Genomic DNA, 19,401 nt, shown 5'->3' on the forward strand with positions numbered 1-19,401 from the left:
AGATAGATATATAAAGTTAGTAGCAATGAAACATAATAGAAATAAATCTATTAAGGTAGAGACCGAATATAGAATAAAATATCTTTGGCCAAATCTAAAGAAATGGCTATCAATCTTCCATGGGGTAGCTTCAAAATATCTTCAAAGATACCTTAGTTTTTTCATAATCATGAATTTGGATAAGGTAGTGGATTATATGGACTTGATATATGATAGATTATTTGAAGGAAATCGATTTATAAAGACTGATGAAATAAGAATTAGAAGTTCACTTTTTTAAAAATAAAAATTAACATCGGGGTTGTCCGTTTTTCTGCATAGATATTTACCAACATTTAATTAATATATAACTGTATAAAGAAAAAATATAATGTAAGTGCAGAGCTTAATAAAAATAGTAGTACATGTATCTTCTTGAAAAATTACTAATTAAGGCAACATTAGTAATTTTAATATACATTATTTAATTTGTTTTACTTGATAAAACAATAAATAAAGGTATCTTTGTTTCAATAACTTTTAGCAATAAAACTTATTAGAACTTATGATAAGATATATTTTTATAAGCAAAATATATATAACATGGTGATTTCACAATATATATTTATATATTGTTGAAAAATTCCTTGTAAATTGCTATAATTAGCTTGTTTTGAGTTAAATATATAATTAGTGACATAATGCAATTTAAATAGAGGTCTTTGCTATTTTAGCGTAGACCTTTTTTGGAGAGTGAACCAATGTAATAGTTATTTATGGTATAATATAATTTTATGCTATGCTTAATATTATTATTAAATTTAAGGTGTTTGTTTAAAACTATTAAACATAACTAAGTTTTACAATAATAATAAGGCTTCATCAGTAATAGGGATATATGATTTTAATTTAAGTATTATACTATTACTATGAAAAAGAGAAATAAAGAAACGTGATATTTTCATAAATCAAATGGTTTATGTTGTTCATTAATAAAGGAGGATTAGCTGTGGCAGATTTTGTTGAAGAAATAGAGAAAAGACGTACCTTCGCTATAATTTCCCACCCAGATGCAGGTAAAACTACACTTACAGAAAAGCTTCTATTATACGGAGGTGCTATAAGACTTGCAGGATCAGTAAAAGCTAGAAAAGCATCTAAGCATGCTGTTTCTGACTGGATGGAAATAGAAAAACAAAGAGGTATATCAGTTACATCATCAGTTATGCAGTTTAACTATGATGGATATTGCATAAATATATTAGATACACCTGGACATCAAGACTTCTCAGAAGATACTTATAGAACTCTTATGGCAGCAGACAGTGCAGTAATGGTAATTGATGCTGCAAAGGGAGTAGAAGATCAAACAAGAAAGCTTTTTCATGTTTGTTCATTAAGAGGGATTCCTATATTTACATTTATAAACAAAATGGATAGAGAAGCACAAGATCCATTTACATTATTAGAAGATATAGAAAGAGAACTTGGAATAAAATCATATCCTATGAACTGGCCTATAGGTTCAGGAAAAGATTTTAGGGGAGTATACGAAAGAAATAAGAATTCTATTGAAGTGTTTAATGGTGGAAACCATGGACAGACAGCAGTAAATTCAGTAGAAGGAGATGTCTCAGATCCTGTGTTTAAGGATCTTTTAGGAGAAGCCTTACATAACAAACTTATGGAAGATGTGGAACTATTAGATATAGCAGGCGATGACTTTGATATAGAAAAGGTAAGAAGTGGGGAGCTATCACCAGTATTCTTTGGATCGGCACTTACTAACTTTGGTGTGGAACCATTCTTAAGAGATTTCTTAGGGCTTACATCTTCACCACTTCCAAGAAAATCAAATCAAGGTGAAATAGATCCTTTCAAAGAGGAATTTTCAGCCTTTGTATTTAAGATTCAGGCGAACATGAATAAAGCTCATAGAGATAGAATAGCCTTTATGAGAATATGTTCAGGAAAGTTTGAAAAGGGAATGGAAGTAAATCATGTTCAAGGTGCTAAGAAATTAAAATTAGCTCAACCACAACAATTCTTAGCTCAAGAGAGAGAGATTGTTGAGGAGGCATATGCTGGAGATATAATAGGTGTATTTGATCCGGGTATATTCGCTATTGGAGATACTTTATGTGCTAACAATTCAAAGTTTAAGTTTGAAGGCATACCAACCTTTGCACCAGAACATTTTGCAAGAGTAAGGCCGGTTGACACAATGAAGAGAAAACAATTTGTCAAAGGTGTGACTCAGATAGCTCAAGAAGGAGCTATTCAGGTGTTTAAGGAATTCTATGTTGGTATGGAAGAAATAATAGTTGGGGTTGTAGGTGTACTTCAATTTGAAGTTCTTGAATACAGATTAAAGAATGAGTACAACGTTGATATTAAGATGGATAGATCTTCTTATAGATATGTAAGATGGATTGAAAATGAAAACATAGATGTTGATAAGTTAAACTTAACTTCAGATACTAAGAAGGTTAAAGATTTTAGAGATAGAAATCTTCTTATATTCCAAAATGATTGGGGTATAAGCTGGGCTCTTGATCATAACAAGGGTCTAGTGCTTTCTGATATAGGTAAGACAGAAGAATAATATATACTATGTAAATATAATTTAAAGAATAAAACCCCTAAATATTTAGAGTTAAGTTTTCCTAAATATCCAGGGGTTTTATTATTTATTTAAGTTAATAACATCAAATTTCAAGAACTCGCAGTAAACTATACACCTAATATATCTAAAATCTTTTCGCTTCTTTCCTTTGTATTGCCTTCTATAACTTGATAATTAACATTTTCCGAATCTAAGAAATGTTTTATAGCAAAGTCGATACCTTCGGCAGCAGTTTCATCTTGCCATCTTACTCCATCCTTAGTATACCCAAATTCTCTTGGTACGAAGAAAATATGATCATACTTGTCCAAATCTCTAAGAGCAAGAGCATAAAGATCCTTTAATATTTCCTTATCTTTCATAGTTCTTTTTTTATCACCTAACATAAAACGTCCATATATATATGGCACGAAAGTAGCATAGTCGGTTATAGCATAATCAAAACTACTTAATGAATCTTCTATGTTTTTCTGTCCTAAATAAATACCATATTGTTCAGCTATAGACTCTATCATGCCTTTTTCTCTAAGGTATTCAGTACTGTACTCACTTGCAGCACCTACATTTAAGCCTTTAATTTTCAAATCTACGTACAGTTGTTGTATTAATGTGGTTTTACCACACCTAGGACCACCTAGAATTGCAATTCTAATTGGCATCATTAAACCCCCGAATAAATAATTTCCAACTCAGATCTGGAATTTATAATTTTGTGAAAACAAAGTTATTATAGCAGTTTTGCACATGATTTTCAATTATATATGAATTCATAAATTAACATTAAAACTTATATATTATTAACATTCATAAAACATGTTGAAATAACTATGAGCAATAGGAAGTATTCTGATGAGATTACAAAAGGCCTGTATGCCTAAGCGTAGTAGATATTTACATTAAAGTAAGTATAGGAATGTAAGGAATATGGCAATAATTATTATATGTAAAAAAATAGCATAAAAATATGTATAAGTTAGAAATCCAATAATATAATTTATTAAAATCACAAGAATTCCATGATGAAGTAGTATCTATAGGAGGGTAATATGAAAAAAGTAAAGATGCCTAGACAATATAAATTTGCTATTATTCTATATTCTGTAATAAATATGGGAGTAGGAATTACTCTAACAATTTTAACCAGATACAATAGTAGTATTGGCTATGATGCTTTCACAAAACAAAGGTTTGAAGTAAGTATAATAACAATGGTAATAGGTTTTTTGCTGCTACTATATAGTATATTTTTTATTAGGGGATACAAGAAACCAAAGAGAGTAAAGTTTTTTTCAAGTTAAATATTTAGAAAACTCAATATATTATAATATACAAAAAAAACATGTGAAATCGTTTCAAGATGAAGATGTTTTATTGTAAAAGCGTATTTCCATTAAAAAGTAATTAGCGTATCAGTGCTATAATAAACTCGTAATAATTTTACGGGGGTTGAGTATATATGTACAAACTAATTGCAATAGATATGGATGGTACTTTACTAAAGGAAGATAAGACGGTTTCTGATATAACTAAAAAGGCTATAGCAAGAGCTAAAAAAAGAGGCGTAAAAGTTGTACTTGCTTCTGGAAGACCTATAGAAGGTATAAATAGATATTTAGAGTCCTTAAATTTAATTGATGAAGATGATTATGTATTAAGCTTTAATGGAGCATTAATTCAAAATACAAAAACTAAAGAAGTAATTTCAAAAAATATATTAAAAGGTACAGATGTAGCATACCTTTACGGAATAAGCAAGGAATTAGGTGTAAACATACATGCTTTTGATAAAACTGGATGTATAACTCCTAAGATGAGCAAGTACACTGAAGTAGAAGGAGTTATTAATGGTATTGAAGTATCAGAAGTTGACTTTAATAAGGTAGCTAGTGATGCAGATATATCAAAAATAATGATGATTGATGAGCCAGAAATACTACAAGCAGCCATAGAAAAATTACCAAAAGAAGTTTATGATAAGTACACGGTTGTTAGAAGCGCGCCTTACTTTTTAGAATTCTTAAACAAAAAGAGTAATAAGGGTGAAGGTGTTAAAGCCCTTGCTGATTACCTAGGTATTAAGCAAGAAGAAGTTATTTGTGTAGGTGATGCCGGTAACGACTTACATATGATAGAATTTGCAGGGCTTGGAGTTGCTATGGGAAATGCTTTCGATGAGGTAAAGCAAGTAGCAAACTATGTAACATCAACTAATGAAAATGATGGTGTTGCTGAAGTTATAGAAAAGTTTATATTAGCGTGTTAAATACAAAAGGATTGATCAATTTGTTTTATAGTTGATCAGTTCTTTTTTTGCTTTATAGGAGTCTATAAAACCTTAGTGGTAGCTAATTCTAGTAGTTTCAGAAATTTAGTCTGTAAAGAATGTGAAAAATTTAGTATTTATTTTGATAACATTAAGGTGTAATTTTCCTATAAGATATAGGAATTCCTATATAGCTTGAAATATCCTTTTACATTATTGTTGAGATTAGATATTATAGATGTAATAAGAAATAATAAAAGATTATAATGAATTTTTTTTACATGAAGGGAGAAGACTTTGCTGTTAAAAAGATTAAAAATAGGACAAAAGTTGTTTTTAGGGTTTGGGATTGTAACTTTGCTTATGATTATGGTAATAGCATATACATATATAAATTTTCGAAAAGAGTCAGAAGCTGTGGATTGGAGTGTTCATAGTTATAAGGTCATTAGCGAATCTGATGCTATACTTACAAGTCTTATAAACATGGAGACTGGTGCAAGAGGATATGTAATAACTGGTGATAAAACTTTTTTGGAACCTTTCAATAAGGGGAAAGTTGACTATCAAGATCACTATACAAGAATGCAAGAACTATCTAAAGATAGTCCAGACCAACTTATAAGACTATCGATGCTCGATAAATATTATAAGGAATGGGCAGAATGGGAAGCTAAAGACATAATATCAGTGAGAGAAAATGTTTCTTATGGAGGAGCTCAAATATCTGATTTAGTGAAAACTATTCAATCTGGAGTTGGCAAACAGAAGATGGATGCAATACGAGCAGTTTTGAATGATATCAATCAAAAAGAGTATAAGACATTAGGGGAGAGAGATACTGCCTTAAAGAAAATGGAAAAACAAACTCAGTATATTATGACCTCAGGTGGAGGATTTGCAACAGTACTAGCATTTATCATAGCAGGCTTAGTAATTAGGATCGTTGTTAATCCTGTGAGAATTGTTACTAATACTTTTAAGGAGATAGCTGAAGGTGAGGTAGATCTGGAGGTTAGGTTAAATGCCGATTCTAATGATGAATTAGGGGAGATGTCTAAAAACTTTAATAAGTTTATGGCGAAGCTTAAAGAATTAATAGATGGAAATAGAAATGAAACTTGGTTAAAGGTAGGAAAATCTGAACTCAATGAACATATTAGAGGGAAACAAGACCTTGAGACTTTATCTACAGATATAATTAAGCATATTTCAAAATATATTAATGCCCAAATTAGTGCACTTTATCTGAGAGATGAAGATGAAGTTTTTAAAAGAACGGGAAGTTACTGTTATAGAGAAGATGAAGAAACAATAAATGAATTTAAACCTGGAGAAGGAATTGTAGGACAAGTAGCATTAGAGAAACAGCCAATAATAGTAAGAGACGTGCCAAAGGATTATATGAAGATAGCTTCGGCATTAGGGCAAGCATCACCAGATAATATAGTGGTAGTTCCTTGCATGTATGAGGGAAAGGTTGAAGTGATAATTGAGCTCGGTGTGTTTGGTGAGCTAAGTAACTTAAAGATGCAATTTGTTAATCAAATAAGCTCAAATGTGGCGATGAGTATAAATTCAGTAAAAGCCCAGATTAAGATGAATGAATTATTAAATAAGACCTTAATACAATCTGAAGAATTACAAGCACAGCAAGAAGAGCTAAGACAAAATAATACTGAACTAAGCTTGCAGACAAAAGCTTTAAAAGCATCAGAGGAAAGTTTGCAAATCCAACAAGAAGAATTGAGAATGATCAATGAAGAATTACAAGAAAAAACACAAATACTTGAGGCGCAGAAGAAAAATATAGTATCAAAAAACAAAGTCTTAGAGAGAGCTAGGCAGGATATTCAAGAAAAAGCTGATGAACTTGAGCTAGCAAATAAGTATAAATCAGAATTTTTAGCTAATATGTCACATGAGCTTAGAACTCCATTAAATAGTATACTAGTTTTGTCTAAATTAATTGGAGATAAAAAAGTAAATGAGCCACTAACTGAAAAGCAACTTGAATATGCAAAAACAATTAATTCATCTGGCCAAGATTTATTAAAGATTATTAATGACATTCTAGATATATCAAAAGTTGAAGCAGGAAAGTTAGATATTTCTGTTGAAAAAGTAGATATATATGATTTTGTAGAGCAATTAAGGAGATCCTTCGCCCCATTAGCTAGTGAAAAACGAATTAAGTTTAATATACACTTAGACAAACAATTGCCTAAGTTTATAAGTACAGATGAACAAAGACTTAAGCAAATAGTGAATAATCTATTATCTAATGCCTTCAAATTTACTAGTGCTGGAGACATTACTATAAATATAAGTTATTCCAGTGAGCTTTATGAAAGTGAGTTTCATCAAAAGGAAAGATATAAGTATATTAATATATCTATATCTGATACGGGTATAGGCATACCAAAAGATAAACAAGACATAATTTTCGAAGCCTTTAAACAAGCTGATGGAAGTACTAGCAGAAAGTATGGAGGAACTGGACTCGGACTATCGATATCTAGACATCTCGCACAGCTTCTTGGTGGAGCAATCACCCTAGAAAGCGAAGTGGGACGAGGAAGTAGCTTTAAATTGACTATGCCTGTGGATTATTATAAAGTGTTGGAGTCAGTAGACATTAATGATGATAATATGAACATGGATATCTTAAGACAATCTTCACTGGAAGAGGCTGTAGAAATTGGTTTGATAGATTTACCTAAAGAAGAGGCTTTATCAAATAATCAATATAAAGATGTATTAGAATATGATGATAATTCAATACTGATAATTGAAGACAACGAACAATTTGTGAGTGTTCTATCAGAACTAATTATTGAAAAAGGTTATGTGTCAATAGCAGCATACAATGGACAAGAAGGAATAGAGAAAGCAATTAATTATAGACCTCAAGCAATATTACTAGATATAGGACTTCCGGATATAAATGGATGGAAGGTTTTAGATATGCTTCAAGAGAATGTTGTTACTAAAGACATTCCAGTACACATAATATCTGGTAGAGAAGATATCAATCAGCGTAAGGATACGAGTAATTTGATTGGTTATCTGAAAAAACCAGTAGATATGAATGCGCTTAACATAGTATTTAGTAAGATTGAAAGAGAAAACTTAAGACAATACAGTAGGGTTCTTATAGCTAATGAAAATGATGAAGAAGCTGCTGCAATAGTTGACATCTTAGAAGGAACAGGCTGCAAGTGTCATATTACAAGTAGTGGATTAGAAGTAGAAAACCTTCTGGAGACTCATAAATTTGATTGCTTGATTTTAGATTTGCTACTTAAGGATATGGAATCTTTAGAGCTGTTAACTAGGTTAAGGCATGATAATGCAATAACTCTACCTATAATAATATACACTAATAAAAAAATTAAAGAAGAAGACGCAGAAAATCTTAACAAGTATGCAGATAGCATTATAATAAAAGGAAATTATTCTGTTGAACGATTGATAGATGAAGCTAGCTTGTTTATACATAGCTTGCACAATAATTGCAATAATAAGGATATTGATTCAAAAGGTATAGATCATGAAGAGGTAGATTGTCTTAACGATAAGAAAATTCTTATAGTAGATGATGATATGAGAAATGTATTCGCGCTTTCAAATATTTTAGAAAACAATGGGTTGAAGGTAGTTGTTGGACGTAATGGAAAAGAGGCTATGGAAAGATTTGACCAACATAAAGATATTGATTTAGTCTTAATGGATGTGATGATGCCAGAGATGGATGGATATTCTGCTATGAGAGAGCTAAGAGCTAATGAGAAAAATACACGAATACCTATAATAGCTGTAACTGCTAAGGCAATGAAGGACGATAGACAAAAATGTATAGAAGCTGGTGCTAATGATTACTTAACCAAGCCGATAGATATGGATAAACTTATTTCACTTTTAAGGGTGTGGTTATATAAATGCTAAAAGATCTTGATATATATAAACAAGAAAATGAAGATATAGAAATTTCACTTTTACTAGAGGGAGTATATTTGAAATATGGATATGACTTTAGGAACTACTCTAGAGCACATATTAAAAGAAGACTTCTTAAGAGGAAGCTTGAAGAAAGCTTAGAAAGCATATCTCACATGCAGTATAAGATCCTATATGACAAAAACTTTTTTTATAAGATACTAGGAGATCTTTCGATTAATGTTACTGAAATGTTTCGTGATCCAGGCTTTTATAATGAGTTTAGGCAGAGAGTGGTACCTATTTTAAAAACATATCCGTTCATAAAGATATGGCATGCCGGTTGTTCCACAGGTGAAGAAGTTTATTCCATGGCAATTTTATTGAAAGAGGAAGGTTTGTATGAACAGACACAAATTTATGCTACAGATTTTAATAATGAAGTCTTAAAAAAAGCTAAAGAGGGTATATATTCTATCGATGATATTAAGAAGTACACTTACAATTATCAGAAGTCTGGAGGGAAAAATTCTCTTTCTGATTACTACATTGCAAAATATAATTCTGTGATAATGGATCAAGCACTTAAGAAAAAAATAACTTTTGCTGACCATAACCTTGTAACTGATGGGATCTTCGCTGAAGTGAATGTTGTAATGTGTCGTAATGTTCTTATATATTTTAATAGAGAATTGCAAGATAAGGTGTTAGATTTATTTTCAGATAGTTTATGTAATGGAGGCTTTCTTTGTTTAGGTTCAAGAGAAAGTATTAAAAACTCAAATAACATAGATAAGTTTAAGGAATTTGATTATGCAGAAAGAATTTATAGAAAAAGGTATGGGAATGATCTGTAAAATTTAATTAAAGCTGGAGAATTATTATGAAGTTTAAATGTATAGTTGTAGGGGCATCAGCTGGTGGAATTGAGGCTATAGCAACCATATTAAAAGCTATAAGCAGTGAGTTTCCTATTCCTATAGTAATAGTGCAGCACTTGAGTCCTGAATCTGATAGCTATCTAATTAAATATTTTGACAGTATATGCAGGCTTAAGATAAAAGAGGCCGAGGAAAAGGAAAAGCTTACTTCAGGATATGTATATATAGCTCCCCCAAACTATCATCTTTTGATTGAAAAAGATGAAACTTTGTCGCTGACAGTGGAGGCTAAAGAAAACTATTCAAGACCATCTATTGATGTACTTTTTGAAACAGCCAGTGATTGCTTTAAACATAAACTTATAGGAGTGATATTGACTGGAGCAAATGGTGATGGCAGCAAGGGTTTAAAAACCATAAAGCAGCATGGGGGAATTGCTATAATCGAGGATCCAAGTACTGCTGCGGTAAGTCTGATGCCTCAAATTGCTTCAAAAACCTTGAAGGCAGATTATACAATTCCTTTAGAGAAAATTGTCGAAAAGTTAATTGAATTAACTACTGTAAGTAGATATAATGAGTGTTGATAAAAGTTAAGTTTATTTTAAGAAAAGTATATGTTTTGAAAGTTGTATATATTTTATAAGTTATAGATGCAATTTATTATATCGGGGAGATGAAAATGAACAGCAAGGATAAAATGAATGTATTAATAGTAGATGATAGATATGATAATTTACTAGTTTTAGAAAGTCTTTTGGAGCATATGGAATGCAATATTATTAAAGCAACCTCTGGAAATGAAGCCTTAAGTTTAATGTTTGATTATGATTTTGCGCTAGTGCTCCTAGATGTTCAGATGCCAAACATGGATGGTTTTGAAACAGCAGAGCTTATGAGGGGAAACTCTAAGACTAGATACGTACCTATAATTTTTGTTACTGCAATAAGTAAAGAGCCTAGCTGTATATTTAAAGGCTACGAAAAAGGTGCAGTGGACTACTTATTTAAACCAATTGAACCAGTAATACTTCAAAGTAAGGTAAAGGTATTTTTAGAGCTTTATAATCAAAAGAGATTATATGAAGACCAGGCAAAACTTTTAGAACTAAAAATAACGGAACTAATAAAGCTTCAACAAGATAATCATAAGCTGCAAAATTTATCTACCACTGATGGACTTACAGGTATACCAAATAGGAGAGCTTTTGATAATTACTTAAATAGGACCATAAGGAACTGCTTACGTTCTAAAAAACCAGCTTCCTTAATAATGGCTGACATAGATTTTTTTAAGGCATATAACGATAATTATGGTCATCTAAAGGGAGATGATTGCCTTATTCAAGTGGCAAATTCTATTATATCCTCGGTGAAGAGACCACTTGATTTTGCTGCAAGGTATGGTGGAGAAGAGTTTGCAGTAATCTTACCTGAAACAACAGCAGAACAGGCTAAAGTAATAGCAGAGAACATAATAGAGGATCTGGCGTTATTGAAGCTTGAGCATGAATACTCATCAGTATCACCATTTATTACACTAAGCTTGGGGATTAGCGAGATATCTTGTGAGGAAGTCTGTTCTACAGACAGCTTAATAGAAAATGCGGACAAGGCTTTGTATAGAGCAAAGAAAAATGGTAGGAATCAAGTAGGTTATTAAAATATAATACATATTTATATACTCGAGTAAGAGATACAGTTATTATAGACACAAAGAATTTAAAGCGTATGAGTCATGCAATTTCTATAAAGATGTACCACTTCAATCAGAAATCTATTTATAAAAATAATAAATTTTATTACAAGATGGTACATCCATATAAATTGAGGGTATGAAATATATATTTTGAAACTTAGGGGCTAAATTTAATTGAGATATAAGAGTTAATGAATTAATTTAAGCATAATTAAAGTGTCTCTACTACCTTTAACCACTCTTTGGCAATCAAGCCATGACCAGCTTGAGTTGGGTGGACGCCGTCATAGGTCCAGAAACTCATAGGTTTATAAGTAGAAGCTTGATTAAATATTCCGTCCAGTGGAATTAAAGTTGCGTTAAAATCTCGTGCTAGCTCTCTGACAGCATTAATTTTAGGATCTAAATCTTCTCGCCAAAGTTCTTGTCCTGGTTGAACTGGGAGAAGGAAAGGCTCCAATAGTATAAGTTTAGGATTATTATGTTCTTTAAGTCTGGTTAAGATATTTCTATAGACATTCTTGAAATCACTTAAAGTAGTTGGATCGTTAGCATCATACCTTCTCCAACAATTATTTATTCCTATTAATATAGAAACTAAGGTAGGATTTAAAGATAAGCAATCCTCCGTCCATCTATCATCTAAATCTTTAACTCTATTTCCGTTGATTCCTCTATTAATAAACTTAATCTCTTTGTCTGGACTAAGTGCATGGTATAAGGAGGAAATGAGCATGGGATAGCCAATACCTAAATCTTCTTTTTCTTCATATTTTCTACTAGAATCTGTAACACTATCACCTTGAAACAAGATGATATCACCGTTATTTAATACCATTAAATCAACTCCTTGCTAACTGTTGGTGGCTGTGTAGAAACTTAATTTATAATTGTTCAAGAGTCACGCATCTATGACTTTTAGTATGTATAACTTAATAGTTGAATTAGGAACTCTGCATTATATTACCTTACGAAAACTTTAATTATGTTTTTATAAGTCTATTATATTAATGAAGACGTTATATTAATATATAAAAAATCAACGATAATATAAATTATTAAAGATGTACCACTTCGATCAGAAATCTATTTTTAAGACTCTCACGGGTTTTGGTGAGAGAATTTAAAAATAATAAATTTTATTACGAAGTGGTTCATCTATAGATAAACCAGTTCCAAATAGAATTTATATTTGATAATCATATTACATTAATAGTTAATAGAAGTATCTCTTAGTTTTATTAGATAGAACTGGATTATCTATTCCGCTGAACTGATAAACTACTTCAGTCATTAAACTCCAAATAAAGCTTTAGATGGTTCTACGAAGCTTCATTTGGATAAATTCTAATATGAAGTAGTTTATCTATATATAACACAGCAGAAAAGACGTAGATAAACATAAAATAGTTATATCTACGTCTCTTTATTTTAATGATGAATAACTAGTTAAATGATATGATTATTGGCCTTCAGGTACATAATCATAAGGTGGTTTAGTATTTAAGAAATAACCGACTTAATCTTCGGGAAGTTCTAACATGAATTTAGGAGTTGACATATTATGAGTCACTTCTATATATTATATCCATTTATTAATTAAAGGTTCATTTTAAGTGTTATAATTATAAGAATAAAACATTTGAATTGCTCACATTCTATGATGTATAAAGCAAGAAGAGGGTTAGGAGAATCTATGGTTAAGTTAAGAAAAAGCAAAATTAAGATTCTAGGGATAATAATTGTTGCTATAATATTTGCTCTAATAATTAATTCACATATTTATTCGCCAGAGAAACCTCAAGTTGTAGGCGGTAAAATTGATTTATCAAATTGGAATTTTAATAAAGACGGTGTTATAAAACTTGATGGACAGTGGCAGCTCTATCCAAATGAACTTCTAGCTCCAGTAGATTTTAGAGTAAATGATGATAAGGTAAAAGAAAATCTGAAGTATATAGAAGTACCATCTCTATGGAGGAAAAACGACAATATAGTAAATAAAGGAGCTGCTACATACAGATTATTAATTAAAACTAATGAAAAAGATAACTTGCTCGGAATAAATGTAGAAAATATAAAGATGGCTAGTAAGGTTTATATAAATGGAAAGCTTCTAGGTCAAAAAGGTGACCTATCATTAGATGTAAATAAATATAAAGGTAATAATAGCCCTTATAACATATTTTTTTATAACGACAGTGAAAAAGATAAATTGAGAAGTTATGGAGCTGATAGCGATTTTGATATAGAGATTATAATACAAGTAGCAAACCATGATTCCTCAGTGGGAGGTATAGCTAATAGTATAGTATTCGGTGAAAGCGGACAGGTAGATAGATTAGGAGATATTAAAAATGCATTGGATATATCAGCTTCAGTGGTACTAATTTTATTTGGATTATATCACTTAACCATATATAAGATGGGGGGAAAGCTAGTAAACAAAAGTTTTTTACATAGTGGATTGTTTTTTATGGCATTAGCTATTTGTATATTAGCTAATGGTGAAAGAATTCTCATGCAGCTTCTATATAATGGCTTAGGATATATAGTTTATAGAATCCAATACTTTTTTTCCATTGGAGTAGTGATTCCTTTTAGTTTATTTGTTAGAAGTATAAATGAGGCTTATATAAACAATAAGTTTAACAAGATTATTTATATAGTTGTAATCCCATACTTAACTTTAATATTGATTGCACCTTTTAATATATATTCGTCAATAAAATTTGGCTTTCTAGCCTTTAATCAAGTAGTTATATTATTAGTACTTGTAAATTCAATCCGATGTATATATATGAAGGATTATGGAACTTTAGATAAAAAAGGATCTATAATGTTTTCAGCTGCAATGCTATGTCTTTTTATATTTCCTATTGTTACTGTAATATATGACAATGCAATTTTTGGTAGTTATATCGTTCTAGGGATTTTCTTTCTAGGATTCATAATATTTACAGCTACATTACTAGCTTATAGATTTACATTAGCATATGAAGACGTAGCAAAGTTATCAAGAGATTTAATGGAAGTTGAAAAGGCTACAGATGAATTTATGGCTAGGATTTCCCATGATTTAAAGACACCTATTTTTGGTATAAGTAATATATCACATTCATTGCTTCAAAGAGAGGATGTTAAGAGATTAGCTAAAGAAAGAAGAGATATATTATTAATAAATAGAGTTTCAAGAAGAATGTCAAAGCTAGTTGGAGATATATCAGACTTTATAATTCTCAAAAGCGGTAGGTTAAGACTTGAACTAGGGAAAGTTGATCTTAAAATATGCGTAAGCATATCAATAGATGTTTTTAACTATTTAATAGACAAAAATAAAATAGAACTGATAAATGAAATAAAAGATAATGTCTTTATCTATGCGGATGAAGATAGAGTAAGGCAAATACTAAATAATTTAGTAGAAAGTTCTATAAATAATATAGAACAAGGTTCTATTAAAATAAGTAGTGATAATGAAAAGAATTTAGTACGTATTTACATTGAATATGAAGCAAGTGTTGTAAACAAAAGTAATACACAAAATATATTTAATGACAAAATAAGTCCGGAGCATGAAGAGTTACATTTTTTAATAGCTAAGCAATTAGCTGAAGCTATGAATGGAGCATTAAGAAAACAAGAAACTGAAGAATCTGGAAAGGTTAGATTTATTTTTGATATTCCTAGGTATATGGAGATGGATAAGTCTAATAAGCCTAACAAAGTCTTGACATCAAAGCCTTCATTAAATGAAGATTTTTCAGATGCAAATTTAAGAATTGACATAAAAGAAGGAAGAGATTTTACAATTCTGATTGTAGATGATGATGTTGAGAATATTTATGTACTAGCAAATATATGTGCCTCAGAAGGATATGATGTTTTGACAGCTCTTTCAGCAGAAGAGGCTATTAGAAAACTTAGAGATAATGATGTAGATGTAGCAATAATTGAAACGATGCTACCTAAGGTATCTGGCATAGAACTATGTAAGCAGCTTAGGAAAGATTATAACTTGGTAGAACTTCCTATGTTGATAACAACCTCCAGCCATAAAAGTGATGATTTGCTATTAGGCCTTGAAGCTGGAGCAAATGATTATATCAGTAAGCCATTTAATGATAAAGAGATAAAGGCCAGAATAAGAACCTTGATTAATATGAAAAAATCAGTCAGGGAGGCAGTAAGTAGTGAAATGGCATTTTTACATGCTCAGATTAAGCCGCATTTTCTATTTAATGCTTTAAGCACAATAATGTCCTTTTGTTATACAGATGGAGAAAAGGCAGCAAATCTTATAGGACAATTTAGCAAATATCTAAGAACAATCTTTGATATTGATGAAGATTCCTTCTTAACAACTATATATAATGAATTAGATCTTGTAGGTGCATATTTAGCAATAGAAAAAGCTAGATTTGGGGATAAGATATCTGTAGAATATGACATTGATGAGAGGCTTGCAAGCTGCCTTATACCATCACTGATAATACAGCCATTAGTAGAAAACTCTATAAAGCATGGTATATATGACAAAGAAACTGGTGTAAAAATTCAAGTATCAGTAAAGGAATCACAAGAAAAAGTAGTGATAATTGTAGCTGATGATGGTATTGGAATGTCAAAGGATAAAATAGAACAATTAACAAGTAGAAATGGCAACCAGAGAGTTGGTATAAGGAATGTTTATGGAAGAGTGAAAAGTATTAAGGGAAGCGAATTTATTATAGAAAGTGAAGAACAAATATTCACAAATGTAATTATAAAGCTACCAAAGATGTAGGGGGGTACAAAAGATTGAAATTAACAGCTATTATTATTGATGATGAACTTCCAACCCTAAACCTTATGAAATATATAATACAAAAGAGTGGCAAAGTTGATGTAATAGGGGAGTTTTCTAATCCAAAGGAGGTAATCTCAAACATAGATAAGCTTAAGCCTGATATTGCCTTCGTTGATGTAGAGATGCCTGGAATGAACGGGATAGCTTTAGCAGAGGAACTAGGAAAACTAGATTATAAAATACAAATTATTTTTTCTACCGCTTATAAGGAATATGCCTTTGATGCATTTAAGGTAGAGGCTGTGGATTATATATTAAAGCCTGTTACAGAGGATCAGATAAACAAAACTATAGATAAGATAATTAAGAGGTATCCATTAATTCTCTCTAAAAATAGAGAGGGCAATGAAGATAGTCTAAATAGTAACATTACTAGTGAGGTGCATAGTGATGAAGAGGTTAATGCCAATAATTTAAATAAAAGCTATAAAAATGAAGATGCAAAAAATGAAAGCACAAAAAATAAAAATAAAAAAAATGAAAATGAAGTTTTGATATATGATGACAGCAGAAGCAATAAAAATCAGAGATGCAACATTAGCTGTTTGGGCCAATTTGCAGTTTATATGGAATATAAAGATACTATATCATCAAATCAAGTAAAATTTGAAACAGTTAAAGTTGAAGAATTATTTGCATATCTCACTTTAAGTGAAGGTCGCCCAGTTGAGAAGTGGAGACTATGTGAGATGTTATGGCCTGATTTTCCAGATAAAAAAGCAGAACATAATCTTCATAGTACCATATATAGACTAAAAACATCATTCAAAAAAGTAGGCTTTACTGAAGATTTTATTAACTATAAAAATGGCTGTTATACCTTGAATGTAGATAATTTTTATTGTGACCTATGGGATTTTAGAAAACTTGAGAATTATAAGGATTTAGAAGCTGCTAACGTAATATTAATAGAAAAAGTACTTGATTTATATCAAGGTGAATTGTACGGAAATAAAGCATACATATGGAGTATAGATGAGGGGCAAAAGCTTAATGATTTAAATGTTCATATGACAATGAAGCTTTCAAATTATTATATTGAGAAGAAACAGTATGATATATCTATAAGACATTTATATAAATTATTAAGGCTCAACAATTATAATGAAGAAGTTTATGAGCTAATGATGAAATGTTATTTCTATAAAGGTGATAAAGTAAAGCTTATGAAGTTTTACAAAGATGTAAGAGATACCTTAGCAAAGGAGTTAGATGTAAAACCAAGCAAAACAACAGTGGAGCTTTATAACTATCTTATAAGAAACTTGGAGCAATAGTCGAGTTAGGAATACTGTAGGATTATGGTCACATTTAGGACATATAAAGCATATATAATAAAACATGTTGTGATAAACACAATATAATTGTATGAGGTTTATTAAAAAGACATTATTTCCATAAAGGATATTATTAAAGAGCTATGTAATAGAAAGACATTAAATTTAAATCTAAAAACTAAGTATAATAAATGTGAGGATTAATAATGGATAAGTTTCAAGCAGAAATAAGAAGCAGTTTTCGTACAGAGATGTTTGCATTTGGTTTATATACTGTGCTAGGTAATCAATACAAAAGTTTTAAACCTAATTTTGGAGAGCATTTAAAAGAAGCTGGGAAGCAAGAACATATGCACGGGAGAATATTTAGGCAGTTTTATAAAAAACAATACAATATTGATCTGAAGGAAGAAAAACTTTGTATAGCCTTTGGAAAACTGATGGGGTATGCGTTAACACCTATGCCTCTAAGTAAAAAACTAAAAATGATTAGTGATAATGAAGCGAATGTTGTAGTAAAGATTGAAAAACAGATAACTGATGGAGTAGACAACAAAGATTATCTAAAGGTGTTAAAAAGAATACTTCCAGATGAAATTGCACATTCAAAGATATATGATGATGCATTTGGAGATAAATAAAAAATTATTAAATATATAAAGTGAAAAAATATAAACATAAGGGGTTATAGGGAATATGAATAGTGAGTTTAACATAGCAGAATACATGAGTGGTGGCATAGAGAATATAATCAATAATATAATAAAGGCATCTTTTAAAAACCCAAGAGAAACGGCGTTTATGGTAAAATACATGCTGGCTAGTAAAGAAGCAAAAAAGAAAAGAGAAGCCTTTGAAGCTAATGGACAAGATATACCTTCATTTTTAATTTCAAGTATAACCAGCACTTGTAACCTATTTTGTAAGGGCTGTTATGCAAGAGCAAATAAAGCTTGCGGAGAAGGTTTAGAATTAAATCAAATGTCAGCAGGAAGATGGGGAGAAGTTTTCGAGGAAGCGAAGGAATTAGGGATACCATTTATATTACTTGCTGGTGGAGAACCACTTATGAGAAGAGAAGTAATTGAAAAAGCTGCTAAAGTAAAAGAAATAATGTTCCCTATATTTACAAATGGTACAATGCTTGATGAGGAGTATATAAAATTACTTGATAAGAATAGAAATCTTGTGCCAATTCTAAGTATAGAAGGAGACAGAGATCAGACCGATGATAGACGTGGTAGAGGAACTTATGATACTCTCATGAATGTGATGGACAACTTAAAGAAAAAAGGTATATTATATGGCGCTTCGGTTACGGTAACTACTGAAAATATAAATACAGTTACAAGCAAAGAGTTTTTTGATAAGCTTTATGAAAAAGGCTGTAGGGCAATGGTGTTTGTAGAATATGTACCAGTTACAGAAGCTACTAGAAATATTGCGCCAACGGATAAAGAACGTGATATTCTTGAAGCTGAGCAGAGTAAGCTTAGAGAAATGTACGAAGATGCTATCTTCTTGTCTTTCCCTGGAGATGAAAAATATACAGGTGGTTGCCTTGCTGCAGGTAGAGGTTTCTTCCATATAAACACTAACGGAGGAGCAGAACCATGTCCGTTTTCTCCTTTTTCAGATATGAACTTAAAAAATTGCACATTACTAGAAGCTCTTAAATCCCCACTATTCCAAAAGCTTAAGGAATACGAAATACTTTCAGGTGAGCATAGTGGTGGATGCGTATTATTTGAGAAGGAAGCTGAAGTTAAGAAACTGTTAGCAGATAACTAAATAATTTATACTTTTATATATGAATATGTTATGAATGGGCAACTCTATAGCTAAAAATAAGTTTATGTTTAGAGTTGACCATTTTTCTATATAAATA

Annotated in this window: 13 protein-coding genes and 1 pseudogene; 12 read left to right on the forward strand and 2 right to left on the reverse strand. The window is 30.7% G+C overall.

All coding sequences use genetic code 11. The annotated features are described in order from the left end of the window. Window positions 1-280 (forward strand): annotated as a pseudogene (locus tag JHL18_RS20675) (hypothetical protein); the annotation flags it as partial. A 708-nt stretch (window positions 281-988) separates the two neighbouring features. Beyond that, the gene (locus JHL18_RS20680; protein WP_200272776.1) at window positions 989-2,584 is read left to right on the forward strand and encodes a peptide chain release factor 3; all 1,596 of its coding nucleotides are present in this window, start codon (window positions 989-991) and stop codon (window positions 2,582-2,584) included. Between the two features lie 128 nt (window positions 2,585-2,712). Here the strand turns inward: JHL18_RS20680 and JHL18_RS20685 are convergent, their stop codons facing one another. After that, window positions 2,713-3,264 (reverse strand): AAA family ATPase, encoded by a 552-nt coding sequence (locus JHL18_RS20685; RefSeq protein WP_200272778.1) that lies wholly within the window; start codon window positions 3,262-3,264, stop codon window positions 2,713-2,715. A 387-nt stretch (window positions 3,265-3,651) separates the two neighbouring features. Between JHL18_RS20685 and JHL18_RS20690 the strand changes: the two genes are divergently transcribed. From JHL18_RS20690 to JHL18_RS20715, 6 genes are all read left to right on the forward strand, one after another. Beyond that, window positions 3,652-3,903 (forward strand): hypothetical protein, encoded by a 252-nt coding sequence (locus JHL18_RS20690; protein ID WP_200272780.1) that lies wholly within the window; start codon window positions 3,652-3,654, stop codon window positions 3,901-3,903. A gap of 158 nt (window positions 3,904-4,061) precedes the next feature. Beyond that, window positions 4,062-4,868 carry a sugar-phosphatase gene (gene yidA / locus JHL18_RS20695; RefSeq protein WP_200272782.1) on the forward strand — a complete coding sequence of 269 codons (807 nt, stop codon included), beginning with the start codon at window positions 4,062-4,064 and terminating at the stop codon, window positions 4,866-4,868. 297 nt (window positions 4,869-5,165) lie between these two features. Then, the gene (locus tag JHL18_RS20700) at window positions 5,166-8,816 is read left to right on the forward strand and encodes a response regulator (RefSeq protein ID WP_200272784.1); all 3,651 of its coding nucleotides are present in this window, start codon (window positions 5,166-5,168) and stop codon (window positions 8,814-8,816) included. After that, window positions 8,810-9,664: a CheR family methyltransferase gene (locus tag JHL18_RS20705; RefSeq protein WP_200272786.1), complete on the forward strand. Its 855-nt coding sequence runs from the start codon at window positions 8,810-8,812 to the stop codon at window positions 9,662-9,664. The genes JHL18_RS20700 and JHL18_RS20705 overlap by 7 nt, the downstream gene beginning before the upstream one ends. 26 nt (window positions 9,665-9,690) lie before the next feature. Continuing rightward, window positions 9,691-10,275, forward strand: a complete 585-nt coding sequence (locus JHL18_RS20710) for a chemotaxis protein CheB (RefSeq protein ID WP_200272788.1) — start codon at window positions 9,691-9,693, stop codon at window positions 10,273-10,275. Between the two features lie 95 nt (window positions 10,276-10,370). Continuing rightward, window positions 10,371-11,351, forward strand: a complete 981-nt coding sequence (locus JHL18_RS20715; protein ID WP_200272790.1) for a GGDEF domain-containing response regulator — start codon at window positions 10,371-10,373, stop codon at window positions 11,349-11,351. A gap of 247 nt (window positions 11,352-11,598) precedes the next feature. On the opposite strand, the gene JHL18_RS20720 is transcribed toward JHL18_RS20715, so the two are convergent. Further along, window positions 11,599-12,225, reverse strand: a complete 627-nt coding sequence (locus JHL18_RS20720; RefSeq protein WP_200272793.1) for an SGNH/GDSL hydrolase family protein — start codon at window positions 12,223-12,225, stop codon at window positions 11,599-11,601. Window positions 12,226-13,083: 858 nt separating this feature from the next. Here JHL18_RS20720 and JHL18_RS20725 point away from each other — a divergent pair. From JHL18_RS20725 to JHL18_RS20740, 4 genes are all read left to right on the forward strand, one after another. Beyond that, a complete protein-coding gene (locus tag JHL18_RS20725) occupies window positions 13,084-16,173 on the forward strand; it encodes a hybrid sensor histidine kinase/response regulator (RefSeq protein WP_200272795.1) in 3,090 nt (1,029 codons plus the stop codon). Between the two features lie 14 nt (window positions 16,174-16,187). Then, window positions 16,188-17,513: a response regulator gene (locus JHL18_RS20730; RefSeq protein ID WP_200272797.1), complete on the forward strand. Its 1,326-nt coding sequence runs from the start codon at window positions 16,188-16,190 to the stop codon at window positions 17,511-17,513. Window positions 17,514-17,719: 206 nt separating this feature from the next. Beyond that, window positions 17,720-18,154, forward strand: a complete 435-nt coding sequence (locus JHL18_RS20735; RefSeq protein ID WP_200272799.1) for a hypothetical protein — start codon at window positions 17,720-17,722, stop codon at window positions 18,152-18,154. Window positions 18,155-18,209: 55 nt separating this feature from the next. Next, window positions 18,210-19,304, forward strand: coding sequence for a radical SAM/SPASM domain-containing protein (locus JHL18_RS20740; protein ID WP_200272801.1), 1,095 nt, complete (start codon window positions 18,210-18,212; stop codon window positions 19,302-19,304). The last annotated feature ends 97 nt before the right edge of the window (window positions 19,305-19,401 follow it).

Origin of the sequence: Clostridium yunnanense (genome assembly GCF_016595795.1) — a bacterium.
GTDB lineage: Bacteria > Bacillota > Clostridia > Clostridiales > Clostridiaceae > Clostridium_AR > Clostridium_AR yunnanense.